The sequence below is a fragment of the Methylomonas sp. EFPC3 genome, assembly GCF_029643245.1.
Classification (GTDB): domain Bacteria; phylum Pseudomonadota; class Gammaproteobacteria; order Methylococcales; family Methylomonadaceae; genus Methylomonas; species Methylomonas koyamae_B.
In genome coordinates this window covers 3,877,919-3,893,322 of sequence record NZ_CP116398.1, presented here as the reverse complement: position 1 = coordinate 3,893,322, position 15,404 = coordinate 3,877,919, and the positions used below count along the sequence as shown (strand labels likewise).

Below are 15,404 nucleotides of genomic sequence, written 5' to 3'. Positions count from 1 at the left end.
TCGCGCCTATGCTATGGCACAATGCCGCTGCGTAGGAATGTTTAGGGCAATCGCAAAAACCATGAAAATCGAAGCGTTTGAAGGGCTGCAAGCCCTGCTGCAATCGGCTTTTCCGAAACGCTGTCCGAACTGCGGCCGCGTTTTTAGCGGGCCTGAACAATTTTTCCGCGAAACCGGCGACATGCCCGGCGGCCGCTCATCGTTAAAGTCGTTCGTCGACGATCAAGGCATGGCGATAGTAGAAGTTTTTCGCAATTGCCGCTGCGGTTCCACCCTAATGGACGAATTCAGTTGCCGGCGCGATATGTCCGCACCAGGCCACCGCAGCCGCGAGCAATTCCAGTGTTTATTGCAGACTTTAGTCGCCCGCGGGATTGCGGCAGAAACCGCCCGCAACGAAATCCTCAAATTCATGCTGGGAGCTCCCAACCGCTTGCACGAATGGCTCGGAGACGATCAAAACCCGGCCTGACCGTCGCTGACGCTGTTAAAAAACTGCTTGGCGGTACGGCCGTTTTTAGCAGCGCGCGTATGGGCAAAATCCAAAGCCGCCTTGTGCAACACCTCGCGATCGCCGCGGTAATCCGGGAAATAGCTGTCGACAATGTCCAAATATGTCTGGGTCTGCTGTGGATAAAACCCCAAACGCAGACCGAAGCGGTCCGACAACGAAATTTTTTCTTCGACGGCATCGGAATAATGCACCTCGCCGTCCACCAGTAAAGTATCGAGATTGTCCCGCATCTGTTCCGGCAGCAAATGGCGCCGGTTCGAAGTCGCGTAAAACAGCACGTTTTCCGGCGGCAGCTCGATCGAGCCTTCCAGCACGCTTTTCAACGGCTTGTAAAGACTGTCCCCGGCCTCGAACGACAGGTCGTCGCAATAGATAATGAAGCGTTGCCGATGCTCGCGAATGTCGTCGACGATTTCCGGCAAATACAGAAGATCCTGTTTATCGACTTCGATCAAACGCAAACCTTCGTGCATGTATTCGTTGAACAAGGCCTTGACCAGCGACGACTTGCCGGTACCGCGCGCGCCCCACAACAAAACGTTATTCGCCGGCAGACCGGCCAGGAAACGCAAAGTGTTATCGACCAGTTGCCGTTTTTGCGACTCGATGCCAAGCAGTTGCTGCAGCCGGATCGGATCGATATGCCGAACCGGCCGCAAATATTCCTGGCGCTGGCGCCAAATGGCTGCATAGGTGTTGTTCCAATCGATCATGTTCAAATTCAGGTTTGAAGGGATAGTCGGATTGTATAATTTTTAGCCAATTTAACGCCAGTTTAGTTGGGACGGGCACTTAGCTTGGTTTTTAACGGTTTGCCAACAGACTTATCCACAACTTCTGTGACTAGACTCGAATCACCAGTGCATTTCTGTCAGGCTCGACCATAGGACTAAAAATTTTACTGATTTTGTTGGCTTTAGACGGGGAATTTGAGGTGTGGCCAATAACGAACCACCCAACGGAAACCAATTAAAAACAAAAACATAGCAACACAGCCAATATGTTGCCAACAATTTTTTCCACAGTTTCTGTGTATAAATCGGCGATCTCGTGCAGTTTACCCCCCGTACCCGCCCCCAACTCCGGCTTTTTAGCATCTGCGGGGGATAGGATACATGCTACGCAAGCGACAAATGTCTTTGAAAAACAAGCCTGCTTTCCAGCTACCACAAGATATCAACAACAATATGCACAAAACTTCCGATAAACCAGATGGCTGTGCAAATCTTTGCTAACGTAGAACCGATCCAGTTTCGTTGTCACCCGCAAACAGGCATCAAGCGTCAACCAAGCTGCACTGTCTTGACTCATACGATTTTAAACCCCGAAACGACGCGCTCGAGATTTTGCGCCAGACGCGCCAATTCTTGCGCCGAGCGGGACGCGCCTGCCGCAGTACTGCAGTTGTCGGCAGCGCTATCAGCGATCATTTTTATACGTTTCGCCATTTCACGAGTCGCGTTAGCTTGGTCTGCCAAAATGCCGGTGATTTCACCAATTGCACTACTGACATGATGGCTGCTATCGCGAATATCGGTAATCGACGTTGCGGCCTTACCCGCCAACGCCACACCGTCGTTCACTTTTCTGACACCCGATTCGACCTCCTCCGCGGCATGTTTGGTATTGACCTGTATTTTGCCTACCATATCGATAATTTCGTGGGTCGAACTGGCCGTACGTTTGGCTAGCGCGCGCACTTCGTCCGCTACCACCGCAAATCCGCGGCCTTGTTCGCCAGCCCGAGCCGCTTCTATTGCCGCATTCAACGCCAGCAGATTGGTCTGATCGGCGATACTGCCGATGATGCTGACGATCCCGGAAATCTGGCCGGAAAAGTCCTCCAGCTCCTGAATCGTCACGGCGGTGGATTTCACCGCAGCCGCTACATCAGTAATTTTACTGGCCGTCTCTTGGATTATCGTACCGCTGGTGAGCGAAAGATTACCGGAGTGTTCCGCCACTTCGTACACGGTTTTCGCTTGCCGGCCGATCTGATCGATCGCCTGCGACAGCTTTTCTACCGAATTCGCCATCATTTCCGATGTTTCAGCCTCTACTACGCTGGCCCGTTCGCTTTGAGACGATGCCGAGGCCAAAGATTCGGCAGCCCGATTCAACATTGTCACGTTGTCGGCTATACCGCTGATAATATCCAGCAGACGCCGCCGCATAGTATCCAAAGCCAGCAGTAGCTGGGCGATTTCATCCTCACCCAGCGGCGCAACTTTCGCAGTCAAATCTCCGTTCTGAATCTGCTTGGCAATCAGCAAACATTGACTCAGCGGTTGCGTAATCGATTGCGTCGTCAACCGACCGAGCAAGAGCGCGCTAATCAAAGCGGCACCGATCAAAGCCGACAGTATCAATTTGCTTTCTTCCGTGGTGTCGTGCAATTTTTTTAGCGAATCCTTAACGTCGATCTGGATTGCAGTTTCCAACTGGTCAACTTCATCGATAAACGCCTCGAAATCCGCGTCGAACTGCGCATCCAGCTTATGAAATTGGTCTTCGCCGATATTTTGACCCAGTGTGGCATAACGTCTGGCCAACATGGTGCGCACGGCCTGAAGTTTCTGTCGTGACGCATCGACTCGCGCCAGAGTAGCCGGATTTTCGACCGCTATAAACTTGCCTTCTTCGCTTTCGCCGCCGTGGGCTATTGCTTCCAGGAACCAGCTAGATTTGTCCATCAACAGATTCACACTGTCTATAGACTCAGCGTTATCGCCACCCATAATTTCCTCGAATTTCAAATGGGCTTCAGTCGCGAGCAGTTTCGATTCCATGACTGCATCAACCAGCGGCGCCGCAGCCTCTCCGACATAGACTCCGGTATGTCCGACCACATCGATAAAATAAATACCGCTTATGCCGGTTAGTAATGTAATAAAACTGGCGCTAAAAAACGCTGCGCTCAGGCGTTTGCCGATTTCGACACGGTTAAGCATACAACTCTCCTGACCGACTTTTTGAAAAAGCAGTATTACCGAAATTTCAGATTTTCCAACCGCCGTAGCCAATATGTTGCTAGCGGTCTAACAGAGTAGACCGGACCTTTGCGCAAAACGCCGAAAAAACCGTCCGCTCAGCAGTACTGAACAATAATTTCCAGTCATTTAGAATAGGTGGTGTAAGAGTATTGGCAGCGCGGACAAACGGGTAACACTTACCACGTGCAGCTGGGACGATGCGCAATAATCGAAACATGGAGAAAACGTGAATTTACGGGATTTGCACTATTTGATTGCCGTGGCCGATTTGCGTAGTTTCGTGCAGGCGGCCGACCGCTGCTGCATCAGCCAGCCGACGTTGAGTACCCAGATCAAGAAACTGGAGGACGAGCTGGGGATACAGTTGTTCGAGCGCACCAATAAAAAAGTGCTGCCGACCGAGTTGGGCGAGCGCATCATCGCCTCGGCCAGACGAATTCTGAAAGAACAGGCGATTATCAAGGAACTGGCCGCCACGGCGCAGGACCCTCTAGCCGGCAATCTGCGCTTAGGCGCGTTCCCCACCATGGCTTCCTACCTGTTTCCGCAATTGGTGCCGCTGATCAAACAGGCCTTGCCGCGAATTCGGCTGATCCTGGTGGAGGAGAAAACCGAGCAACTAATTCAGCAACTCAAAAGCGGGCAGATGGACTGCGCGCTGTTGGCGCTACCGGTTTACGAAGATTTTCTGGAGAGCAAGGCTGTGTTCGACGACGAATTTTTGTTGGCGGTGGCCGATAGCCATCCGCTGGCCTTCAACAGCGTGGTCGAACAATCCGATTTGCAAGGCGAGCATTTGCTGTTGTTGGACGAGGGGCATTGCCTGCGCGGCCATGCCTTGCAAGTTTGCCAAACCGTCGGCGCCGACGAAGAGCAGGACGTCCGCGCTACCAGCCTGGAAACGCTGCGGCAAATGGTACATGCCGGCACCGGCGTGACCTTCATCCCGCAGATTGCGGTGCGCCACGAGCCGGGCATCCGTTACATCCGGTTTGCGGCACCGGCGCCCAGCCGCACCATCGGCCTGGTGTGGCGCAAAACCAGTGCCCGCGGCGAGTTGATTCGACAACTGAGCGGGCTGGTCGAGAAGGCTGCGATAGTCGACCGCGCCGACCAGATCGACGCGACCGCGGCGACCTGACTTCGGCCGGTGGTGCTAACCGCTTACCACTGCGACTCGCCGGTCTCCGGATCGTACATTTCGTGGAAGATTTTGTGGCGGTTGGCGATCAGCTCGTCGATGCTGGGCGAGTTGCTCATCGCTCTGGAGATCGCCAATTTCATCGCTTCGTAGTTGGTGCGGTACAGGTCCTTGCGGTCTAGATTCGGGTTGTCGGCGCAAGACGGATCGATCCAGATCATCGCGATGATGCACAATTCATTGGCTTGCAGCCGCGGAATCACGCCGTCGGCGACGCTGTCGATCACCGCGTCGGCGACGGCCGATTGTACCGGGCCGCCCAACAGGTTGACGTAGGCCGAGGATTTGATCGTGACTTTCGGCACCATGATCGTGGCCGGGCGCACTTGCTGGTTGGTGGCGCGAATCGCGAACATCCGGGTGTGGCCCGCGGTTTGGCCCATCAGATTGGCGAAGGCGTGGCCGGCCGGACCTTTAACGTCGCCGATCAGGATTTCCGGCATCGCGTCGGTGCCTTGACCCTCGCTGGAAAATACGGTGGCTTCGCCGGTTCTAAACCAATATGAATCTGACATGGGGGCTCCTCGGAATCAGTTAACAGAGCCGGCATTCTATGTCTCCGCCTCCCCCGCGGCAATAGGCAGGCGGAGGCGCGGGCCGCATCCCTCCGGCCGACGTTACTTGCGCAGGCTATCGCACGACTGGTCGATGCCGTGGTTATCGATATCGCATACCGATTCCAGCCACATGGCGTTGATGATGCCGAACGCGGCGGCGAAGCCGACGCCTAAAATCCAAGCGAAATACCACATGGTCTGTTCTCCTCAATATAGGGTGTGTGAATCTTGCAAAACGGTCTGTTCGGTGACGCTGCCCCAGATCACCCGGTACACGAAACGGGTATAGAGCAGCACGATCGGCAGGAACACCACGGTGATCCAGAATGCCAACAGCAGCGTGGTATGGCTGGAACTGGCATCCCACAAGGTCAGGCTGGAGCGCGGATCGGTTTTGGAGATCAGCAAAAACGGGAACAAACCGAAGCCGACCGTCAAACCGATACCGGCAATACCCAGCGCGCTGGACCAGAACGCCGCCATCCGCGCTGTGCCGGCGCCGAGTTTCCACGCCGAAAAGATGCCGCCGAAACCGGCGGCCGGCGCCAGCCACATCCAGGCGTGGGTTTTAAAATGCTGCAGCCAACCGGCGCCGCGAGCGATAACGGTTTTGTTCATCGGATTGGAAGGCGCATCGGCCGCGGCCATTTGCGTGATTTCCGGCCGGTCTATCGCCAAAAACACCCAGGCGGTGATCACGACCAATGCCGTTAGCAGCAGAGGACCCAACGCCGCAACGGTGGCCGTCGCCCGTTGGTGGATCGCGCCTTCGCTACGCCATTTCAGAAACAACGCGCCATGGAACAGCGTCAACAGTAAGCCGGCAAAACCGCACAACAAGGCAAACGGATTCAGCAACGCAAAAAACGAACCGTCGTAAAACGGCCGCAGATCTTGATCCAGATGAAACGGCAAGCCCAGCAACAAATTGCCGACTAGCACGCCGAGCAGAATCGGCGGCAGCGCACCGCCCAGAAACAGGCACCAATCCCAGGCATTGCGCCAGCGCGGATCTTCGATCTTGCTGCGGTAATCGAACCCGGCCGGGCGAAAGAACAACGCGAACAACACCAGCAGCATCGCCACGTACAGGCCGGAAAACAGCGTGGCGTAGACCGCCGGCCAGATCGCGAACACGGCGCCGCCGAGCAGCACCAGCCAGACTTGGTTGCCTTCCCAGGTGGCGCCGACGGTATTGATCACCACTCGCCGCTCTAGGTCGGTTTTGCCGGTGAACGGCAACAGCGCGCTGACGCCGAAATCGAAGCCTTCGGTCACCGCAAAGGCGATGGCAACAACGCCGATGAACACCCACCAGATCAGACGAATCGTTTCATAATCGAACATGGTTTACTCCCGAAATTATTAGCGCGGATGGTCGTGATGCGGGACATGGCCGCCCGGCATGGCATGGCGGGCGTGGTCGCTGAGCTGGGCCTCGAAATACGCATGTATCGCCTCGACCAGGGCCGGTTCGGCGGTTTGGAATTCAATTTCGGCGCCGTTGGGCAATTCGCGGTATTGATAAACCACCTTCCCCGCCGCAGCGCTCAAGGCCTGCACGCCGGGCATGTCGTCGCCGTGAATTCGGCGCGGCCCGGAAAAATCGCCGCGGCCGAAACCCGCCGCCAAATGGATCAAATGCTGGCGGATCAGTCCGATTTGCTCGGCATCGCCGGCATTTTTCGCCAGCACTTGCTGCACGCCGCCGCTCGGCGATGGGGTAAACACGTGCAGGGTTTTGTCCAACGCAAACGGCATCACTTGGCTGCCGCGTTGCTCCACTTGATCCAGCCGGGCCGGATCGACCGGCGGAATGGCCAGGGCGACGTTAGCCAACGCCGCCAGCACTATGATCGATACGATGTTTTTCACGACTTCCTCCTTAATGGGCCAGGGCCGCAGATTGTTCGAAATAATAGCGGCCGGTGTGCAAACTGCTAGGCCCCAAGCGAACATACTTCAGCATCAAATACATCTCGATGATGAGCAGCACGGTATAGAACAAGGCAAAGCCGCCGATACTGAACCAAAGCTGATCCGCACTCAGACTCGACACGCTCATGTGGGTCGGCAACACGCCGGAGATAGTCCAGGGTTGGCGGCCGTATTCGGCGACGAACCAGCCGGTTTCGGCGGCGATCCAAGGCAACGGGATACACCAGACCGCCATCCGCATCAGCCAGCGCTTCTGGTCCGCAACGCGGGTGGCGCAGTAGTAGAAGCTCATGGCAAAGATGAACAGCAGCGTGAAGCCGCAGGCGACCATGATGCGGAAGGTCCAGAACAGCGGCGCCACCTGGGGAATCGTGTCGTTGGCGGCTTGTTGGATCATCGCCGCGTCGGCATCGATCACCTTTTCCGTGTACTTTTTCAACAGTAAGCCGTAACCCAGATCGGCTTTATGCGCCTCGAAAGCCGGTTTGGCGCTCAAATCGCCGGCGCGCAGTTTCTGCAACTCGCCGTAGGCAATCATGCCGCTTTTGATGCGCTCGGCGCTTTCCTGGCGCAAATCCTTCAAGCCTTTGACATCCTCGTCGATCGAGCGAGTCGCGATCAGGCCCAGAACATACGGGATTTTGATCGCAAAATCGGTGCGCTCGTTTTCCTGATCCGGAAAGCCGAATACGGTGAAGCTGGCCGGCGCCGGATGGGTTTCCCATTCCGATTCGATCGCCGCCAACTTGATTTTTTGGGTTTCGCCGGAGGTATAACCGCTCTCGTCGCCGAGTACGATCACCGACAACACCGACGCCAGCCCAAAGGCCGAGGCAATCGAAAACGAGCGGCGGGCGAAGCCGATGTCGCGCTGGTTCAGCAGATACCAGGAACTGATGCCGAGTACGAACATCGAGCCGGTGACGTAACCGGCGGCGACGGTATGCACGAATTTGACCTGCGCCACCGGGTTGAAGAACACGTCGGCGAAGCTGGCCATCTCCATGCGTAAGGTTTCGTAATTGAATTCGGCGCCGACCGGGTGCTGCATCCAGCCGTTGGCGATCAGAATCCACAGCGCCGACAGGCTGGTGCCGACCGCCAGTAACCAGGTCACCATCAAATGCTGCACCTTGCTCAACCTGTCCCAGCCGAAGAAGAACAAACCGACGAAGGTCGATTCCAGAAAGAACGCCATCCAGCCTTCTGCAGCCAGTAGGGGTCCGAAGATGTCGCCGACGTAGTGCGAGTAATAAGCCCAGTTGGTACCGAACTGAAATTCCAGCGTCAGGCCGGTGGTAACCCCCATCGCGAAATTGATGCCGAACAGTTTGCCCCAGAATTTGACCATGTCCTTATAGACTGCTTTACCGGTCATCACGTAAACCGATTCCATGATGCCGAGAATAAAGGTCATGCCCAGCGTCAGCGGCACGAACAGAAAGTGGTACAGCGCGGTCAGGCCGAACTGCATCCGCGAGAGCATGACAATATCGTCACCGAACATGATCGGACTCCTTTACGGGTTGAGAAGAAAATGGCTGAGCCGCTGCAGGTAAAGCCAGATGCGCGGCGATATCGGGTTTAGCGGCCGGACGTTCCTGCCAGCGGAAAATCAAAAACCACAAGCCGACCAACAAAAGCAATTTGATGCCGATTGCGGCACCGATTTCCCAGCGCAACGCGCTTGTTTTCGGCAAAAGCGGACGGTCTGGGCTAGCGTCGTTCATGACGACCTCCTGAGGATCGATTGGTCGCGGATAGGCGGCAGAAACCAGCCGGGCCGGATCGCTACCGCCAAACGGGGTTGCCGCTACTCGACTGAAAAGTCGCGCATCATGCCCATGTCTTCGTGTTCCAGATTATGGCAGTGGTACATGAACAAGCCTTTGAAATCCTGGAACGGCTTGATGATGCGTACCCGCTCGCCGGGCATGACCAACACGGTATCCTTCCAGCCGCCTTCGATGAAACCGTCTTTGACCGTGGCGTAACCGTCGCCTTCGCCCATACCGACAGTACGGCTTAATATCTGAAAATATTGGCCGTGCAGATGAATAGGATGCGCCATCGACATCATCATGCCCATGTTGCCGCCCATTCCGCCCATGCCCATTTTATGGCCGCCCTCGTCCTGGCCGCCGCCGTGGTTCATGCCGCCCATGCCCATCCCCCCCATGCGCCGGCCGCCTGCTTCGCCCTGGTTGCCGTGGCGCATGCCTTGCGGTTTGCCCGAATCGGCGCCGTGTTCGCCGCCGGCTTTGTCGCCATGCCCGCCGTTACCACCGTGGGCGTGGAATATTTCCATCAGTTGCACGGTATTGAACGGAATCCGTTCGCTGGGCAGGATGTCGTTATAGGCGTAGGGCCGGCCGTTCAACACCATTCGCATCGGCCCTTCGGAGATGCCGATCGGCACCGGTTTAGCGGGATTGGCGGTGTCGTGCAATGAGTAACGTTTGATTTGCGCCAGACTGTCGGGCAATTTCGGGCTGTCGCCGACTGGGCGCGTTACCTTGATTTTAAAAATCGGGTAGTCGCTGCCCATCGGCACGGCATTGGCGTGCATACCCATGCCGCGGCCGCCGCCGTGTTCGCCGCCGCCCATACTGCCCATCATCCGCTCGGCCATTTTCGGCAACGCCCCGGAAAAAGAACGGCTGCGCAGTACCAGTTGCGAGCCGACTTTACGCCCGCTGAAATCCGCCCAGATATCCAAACGTTCGCCGGGGGCCAGCATCACGTAAGGTTTGTTGACGGGCACTTCCAGCAAGCCGCCATCGGTGCCGATGACGGTCAGCGGGGTATTGTCGTCCCAGGCCAGCTTGTAAATGCGCGCCGTTGAGCCGTTGAGGACGCGGAAACGGTAAGCCCGACAGGCAACGTCGAGCTGAAAATCGGCTTTGCCGTTGACCAGGATGCGGTCGCCGTAGAATCCCATCATCCGGTCGTGCATGCCGTGCACGTATTGCAATTGGTTGCTGGCGTCGAAGCTGCGGTCCTGGATCACGATCGGCACTTCGTATTCGCCGCTCGGCAACTCCAGCCGCCGCTCTTCGGCGTCATTGACCAGTATCGCCCCGGCCAGACCGTGGTAAACCTGCTTGGCCGTCGTGTTATGCGGATGCGGGTGGTAGATGTTCATACTGGCCCGGTTCAGCATCTCGAATTCGTAGACGAAGCTCTGGCCTTGGTCGATCGCGTACAGCGGATGGCCGTCCATTGCCGCCGGCACGTGCAAGCCGTGCCAATGGGTGATGGTCGGCTCGTCGAGCTGATTGTGCAGATTGATGCGGATTTTCTGACCGGTTTCGAAGCGCATCACCGGCCCGAGGTAAGAACCGGGGATCTCGGCCAGAGTATCGGCCGGACCTTTCACCAGTTTGGCGAAGTAGCGTTGCACCCGGGTGGTTTGGCCTGGCAGAATCGCGACATCAGACGGCCGGCAGAACAAGTCCAGCTCGACATCCGGATGAAAGTTCGGTGATGCCTTGAACGGCGCCATTTTCGGCATCTCGCCCATGTTCTCCATCGCCCGCAACCAGCCGGGCATGCTGGCGTAAGCCAACAAACCCACTCCGCTTTGGGCAAAGAATTGCCGGCGCGATTTATTGAATTTATTTAACATGTCCCCCTCCTGTTACGTTTTTCTAGTTATTGCCACCCTGAGCGGATAGCGCTTAATCAGTCAGACTTAACAAATATTAGACTACTCTAATTTTTGAGCCGGTTTGGCGCTTCTCCTCGTCGGCGTCCGGCCGAAGACGATGAATGCGCCGGCCTATCCATGCCAGTAACGCCGCCGCAGCCAGCCCGCCCCAGAGCCGCTTTTCGGCGATGATCTCGTCCAATTGCACCGCGGATACCGCGGACCACACTTCGCCGGTTAAAGCCTGCGACAGCACGTAAATCGCCACCAACACCACAAACCAGCCGAAGCCGCGACGCAAAACGGCCGCGCTGAGAAAATTCGACAGCCAGGCGCCCACGCCGCTACCGGCCACGGCGCCGACCGTCACCACCGCCGTCAACGCCAAATCCAGTTCGGCGTGGTTGATATAACCGCTGAAACCGGCCACCGCATTCATTACGATCACCAACAGCGAGGTACCGATCGCCGCCGGCATCGGCAAGCCGACCCAGAGCGTCAAGGCCGGTACGATCAGAAAGCCGCCGCCGACCCCGACCAAACCGGTCAAGCCGCCGACCAGAGCGCCGTCGAACAGCAGCCGCGACACCGGCGTCCGCAACGGGCACATCGGCAACGGCTGCACGCCGGGGGCCGGCTCCGCCGCCGCTTTTTTGAAGATCATGGCCAGACCGGTGGTCAGCGTGACCAGGCCGAACAACACCATCAGCCAGTCTCCCGAGATATGGCCGGCCAGACGGCCGCCGCCAAAGGCGCCGCCCATGCCGGCGATGCCGAACACGACGGCGCTTTTCCAGCAGACGTGGCCGCGCCGGGCATGCGGTATCAATGCCATCAGGCTGGAGACGCCGACCACGACGAACGACGTGGCGATTGCCGTCTTCGGCGCCACCTGCAACACATACACCAACATCGGCACGGTCAGGATCGAGCCGCCGCCGCCCAACAAGCCGAGCAGCAAGCCGATTCCGATCGCCAAACCCAGAGCGGTCAGCATCTCAGCGCTCCTAGCTCAACAGGCCGCACGCCTGGTTGGCTGGCAAGGCCTGGTCGATGAATTTCGGATAGGCCAGTTTCAGTTCGCTCATGATGGCGATGAACTCGTCGCGGCTCTTGCCGCCGCCCAAGCGCGGATTTTTCGCCATCTCCTGTTTAATGGTGGAAACGGTATTGCCTTGGTAGTCGTGGCCGGGATAAACCAGAGTATCGGGCGGCAAGGTAAACAGTTTGCCGGTGATGCTGTCGTAGAGTTGGCCGGCATCGCCTTGTTGAAAATCGGTCCGGCCGCTGCCGCCGATCAGCAAGGCGTCGCCGGTGAAGACCCGGTCCGCCATCACGTAACTGACGCAGCCGTTGGTATGGCCGGGCGTATGCCGGACTCCCAGTTGCAAATCGCCGACCTGCAAGGGCACGCCGTCCGTCACCAGCAAGTCGGCGCACATCGCGCCGGCATCGCGGTGTACCACGCTTTTGCTGCCGACCTTTTCCCGCAGCAAGCCGGAACCGGTAATGTGGTCGGCGTGAACGTGGGTTTCCAGGGTATAAACCAGTTTCAAATCCAGGCTTTGCAACAGTTCCAGGTACCGCGGCAATTCCGACGCCACCGGATCGATCAGGCAGGCGCGACGGGTGCGCTCGCAACCGAGCAAATAGCTGTAAGTGGCGGTTTCGGTTTCGAAGAGTTGTCTGAAAATCATGACCTGCTCCGTTTATCGCAAAATAAGAATAAGTTAATGTTTCTATATCAAGACTCATGCCAGTTTCACCAGGCAGGTTCGCAAACCGCCAGCGCGAGGTTCAGGCCGCAGCGGCAGGAGCCGCCAGAGCTAGACATTTGTTTTGACTAAAAATCTCGCGTGGTTGTCTCCGACTGCCGGTAACCGATCCAATCGGGCGCCGGCTGGCCGCTGGCGCTGTGTTTCAAAATGAAACACTGAAACAGCAGTGATACACTTGAAACAAAACTTGAAACATCGCGGAGTAAACACATGGCCTTTTCCTCACCGCAGCTGAAACGCTGGCTTGGGCAAATCGGCGCCGATCAAGTGCTGGAGGTGATGACCGACTTATTCGAAACCGGTGCGGTGTTTGTCGTCGACGCCAACAGCGACATCCTGCTGTGGAGCAAGGGCGCCGAACAACTGCTCGGCTTGAGCGCCGCCAGCGCGGTAGGCAAACCCTGCAAAACCGCTTTGAATTGCGACAACGCTAACGACCCGTGCAATCTGGCCCAACTTGGCATCGTCAAAGCCCAGGCAATCCGTATCCAACACCCGGACGGGCGGACGCTGGATTGCTACCGTACCGCCAAAGCCTTTTACGACAATGCCGGCAACTTTGCCGGCGCAATCGAATATCTGCAGCCGCAACATCAAACCGCGGGATTGCCGCAGCCGACGGGGGAAACCTTCCATGGCATTCTGACCCGCGATCCGAAAATGCTGGAAGCGATCCAGATCATCCGCAACGTCGCCGCGACCGAAGCCACGGTATTGATCCGCGGCGAATCCGGCACCGGCAAGGAAATGGTGGCACACGCGCTGCACTTGGAAAGCCCGCGCCACTACCAGCCGTTTCTGGCGATCAATTGCGCGGCGCTGACCCCGAGCCTGCTGGAAAGCGAATTGTTCGGCCACGTCAAGGGCGCCTTTACCGGGGCGGTACGCAACCACGCCGGGCTGTTTCAGCGCGCCAACGGCGGCACCCTGTTTCTGGACGAAATTGCCGAGCTGCCGCTGGAGTTGCAAGCCAAGTTGCTGCGGGTGTTGCAGGAACGCAATTTCATTCCGGTCGGCGGCGACCACCCGGTCAGCGTCGATGTCCGCATCATCGCTGCCACCCACCGCTCGTTGCGGGAAGAAGTCAAGGCCGGCCGTTTCCGCGAGGATTTAATGTATCGGCTGCGGGTGGTGCCGATCTTTCTGCCGCCGTTGCGGGAACGCCGGCTCGATATCGGCCTGCTGTTACAACACCTGATCAATCGGCACAATCTGCAGGGCCATCGCTTCGTAGACCGCATCGCGCCGGAAGCGATGCGCTTGTTGCTGGATTATGATTGGCCCGGCAATGTCAGAGAATTGAATAACGTAGTCGAATACGCCTATGCGGTCGGTCGCGGCGGCGAGTTGGGTATCGCCGATCTGCCGCCGGAATTCCGCGAGCCGGTCCGTCCGCCGATGCCGCAACCGGCCCAACCGCTATCGCGACCGAAACCGGCCGCCGAAGCGGCGCTGATCCGCGAAGCCTTGGAAATCGGCGCCGGCAATCTGGAACAAGCGGCGCGCTATGCCGGCATGAGCCGCGCCACATTCTGGCGTAAACGCAAAAAACACGGACTTTGAGGTCTTGCCCGCCGTCGCCGCGACGCCAGGCGAATGTTTGGCGCGTCGCCGCGCTGTGGTATAGTCGGTCGACCGAATTGCCCATATGGGCAATATTGCCTAGTCGATTGGGTGGGTATAGTGCGAAACAGCTTGAATTTGTTGGCATTCCGAGCCGACGGGAGCTGCGGCGCCGCGAATGCGGCGCATGGCGCAAATGCAGGGAGATTCGGCCGGATGGGCGATCAAGCACTTGCAATGTATACGGTAGCTGGAAGCTTGGAGGATGACGTTTCATCCTTTTCCGGCCGGGCTTGCACAAAGCCTTGTCACAGCAATACAGAACGAGATTTTTATGAACTTGAAACGCCACGCCCTAACGGCACTCTTGTTGGTTCTGGCTAACGCCCCAGCCGGCGCCGACCAGGCAAACCCCGTCAATCTGGCCCAAATCCGCCAAACCGCAGCCGATTTCGAACACGGCCGCCTCGTCAAACAAGACTACCGCCAAGCCTTCGACATGTACTGCCAAGCGGCGCTGCAAGGCGACGCCGAGTCGGCTTACAGCATCGGCTTCATGTATTTCAACGGCCGCGGCGTCGCCCGCAGCCTGCCGCTGGCCAGCCACTGGTTCAAACAGGCCGCCGACCGCGGCGACGCCCATGCCAAAAAGATGCTGGCCCGTTTCGGCGATGCGATCCCGACCAACGATCCGGCCTGCCAACCGCCGCCGGTAGCACCCGAGATCAAACTGGTTGCGGCGCCGAATCCGAACCGCGAGCTGGTGGAAAGCTGGGTCAAGCAAATCGCCCCGGTCTACAGCATCGATCCGGCCTTGGTCATGGCGGTGATTCAAGCCGAATCGGCTTTCAACCCCAGCGCCTTATCCAATAAAAACGCCCAAGGCCTGATGCAACTGATTCCGGCCACCGCCGAACGTTTCGGCGTCAAAGACAGCTTCAATCCGATTCAAAACATCAAGGGCGGCACGGCTTATCTGCACTGGCTGTTGCGCCATTTCGAAGGCAAGGTCGATCTGGTCCTGGCCGCCTACAACGCCGGCGAAGGCGCCGTCGAGCGTTACCAAGGCATCCCGCCGTACCAGGAAACCCGCAATTATGTGAAGCATATTCTGGCTTCCTACCAGAAACCGACCCACCCGGTACCGCCGGAACAACTGCAAACCAAACTCACCATCGAACAAAAAACCTAGCCCGGCAATCTGCGCGATG

At 57.6% G+C, this 15,404-nt stretch carries 15 protein-coding genes; 4 read left to right on the top strand and 11 right to left on the bottom strand.

Going from position 1 to position 15,404, the window contains the following annotated elements; genetic code table 11:
* Positions 1–61 precede the first annotated feature (61 nt).
* Positions 62–472 (top strand): oxidoreductase, encoded by a 411-nt coding sequence (locus PL263_RS17620; protein WP_186289579.1) that lies wholly within the window; start codon positions 62–64, stop codon positions 470–472.
* On the opposite strand, the gene PL263_RS17615 is transcribed toward PL263_RS17620, so the two are convergent.
* Entirely contained in the window at positions 457–1,227 is a 771-nt protein-coding gene (locus tag PL263_RS17615) for an ATP-binding protein (protein WP_140912507.1), read from the bottom strand. The two genes, PL263_RS17620 and PL263_RS17615, sit on opposite strands and share 16 nt — an antisense overlap.
* Positions 1,228–1,821: 594 nt before the next feature.
* On the bottom strand, positions 1,822–3,465 hold the full coding sequence (locus PL263_RS17610; protein ID WP_278210584.1) for a methyl-accepting chemotaxis protein: 1,644 nt from the start codon (positions 3,463–3,465) through the stop codon (positions 1,822–1,824).
* 268 nt (positions 3,466–3,733) lie between these two features.
* Here PL263_RS17610 and PL263_RS17605 point away from each other — a divergent pair, with 268 nt between their 5' ends.
* Entirely contained in the window at positions 3,734–4,648 is a 915-nt protein-coding gene (locus PL263_RS17605; protein WP_278210583.1) for a LysR substrate-binding domain-containing protein, read from the top strand.
* 23 nt (positions 4,649–4,671) lie between these two features.
* Here PL263_RS17605 and fae read toward each other — a convergent pair whose 3' ends face one another.
* The 9 genes from fae to PL263_RS17560 form a co-directional block, all read right to left on the bottom strand.
* Positions 4,672–5,223, bottom strand: a complete 552-nt coding sequence (fae, locus tag PL263_RS17600; protein WP_140912510.1) for a formaldehyde-activating enzyme — start codon at positions 5,221–5,223, stop codon at positions 4,672–4,674.
* Between the two features lie 102 nt (positions 5,224–5,325).
* Positions 5,326–5,460 carry a cytochrome bd-I oxidase subunit CydX gene (gene cydX / locus PL263_RS17595; RefSeq protein WP_140912511.1) on the bottom strand — a complete coding sequence of 45 codons (135 nt, stop codon included), beginning with the start codon at positions 5,458–5,460 and terminating at the stop codon, positions 5,326–5,328.
* Between the two features lie 12 nt (positions 5,461–5,472).
* Positions 5,473–6,612, bottom strand: a complete 1,140-nt coding sequence (cydB, locus tag PL263_RS17590; protein ID WP_278210582.1) for a cytochrome d ubiquinol oxidase subunit II — start codon at positions 6,610–6,612, stop codon at positions 5,473–5,475.
* A gap of 18 nt (positions 6,613–6,630) precedes the next feature.
* Positions 6,631–7,140 carry an aspartate carbamoyltransferase gene (locus tag PL263_RS17585; protein ID WP_278210581.1) on the bottom strand — a complete coding sequence of 170 codons (510 nt, stop codon included), beginning with the start codon at positions 7,138–7,140 and terminating at the stop codon, positions 6,631–6,633.
* A gap of 10 nt (positions 7,141–7,150) precedes the next feature.
* Positions 7,151–8,710, bottom strand: coding sequence for a cytochrome ubiquinol oxidase subunit I (locus PL263_RS17580; RefSeq protein ID WP_278210580.1), 1,560 nt, complete (start codon positions 8,708–8,710; stop codon positions 7,151–7,153).
* Positions 8,700–8,885, bottom strand: a complete 186-nt coding sequence (locus PL263_RS17575; RefSeq protein WP_278210579.1) for a hypothetical protein — start codon at positions 8,883–8,885, stop codon at positions 8,700–8,702. Before PL263_RS17575 ends, PL263_RS17580 begins: the two co-directional genes overlap by 11 nt.
* A gap of 131 nt (positions 8,886–9,016) precedes the next feature.
* Positions 9,017–10,831, bottom strand: a complete 1,815-nt coding sequence (locus PL263_RS17570) for a multicopper oxidase domain-containing protein (RefSeq protein WP_278210578.1) — start codon at positions 10,829–10,831, stop codon at positions 9,017–9,019.
* 76 nt (positions 10,832–10,907) lie between these two features.
* Positions 10,908–11,849, bottom strand: a complete 942-nt coding sequence (locus PL263_RS17565) for a sulfite exporter TauE/SafE family protein (RefSeq protein WP_278210577.1) — start codon at positions 11,847–11,849, stop codon at positions 10,908–10,910.
* Positions 11,850–11,859: 10 nt separating this feature from the next.
* Positions 11,860–12,549: an MBL fold metallo-hydrolase gene (locus PL263_RS17560; protein ID WP_278210576.1), complete on the bottom strand. Its 690-nt coding sequence runs from the start codon at positions 12,547–12,549 to the stop codon at positions 11,860–11,862.
* 291 nt (positions 12,550–12,840) lie between these two features.
* Here PL263_RS17560 and PL263_RS17555 point away from each other — a divergent pair, with 291 nt between their 5' ends.
* The gene (locus PL263_RS17555) at positions 12,841–14,193 is read left to right on the top strand and encodes a sigma 54-interacting transcriptional regulator (protein ID WP_278210575.1); all 1,353 of its coding nucleotides are present in this window, start codon (positions 12,841–12,843) and stop codon (positions 14,191–14,193) included.
* A gap of 334 nt (positions 14,194–14,527) precedes the next feature.
* Positions 14,528–15,385: a transglycosylase SLT domain-containing protein gene (locus PL263_RS17550; RefSeq protein ID WP_278210574.1), complete on the top strand. Its 858-nt coding sequence runs from the start codon at positions 14,528–14,530 to the stop codon at positions 15,383–15,385.
* Positions 15,386–15,404: the final 19 nt, after the last annotated feature.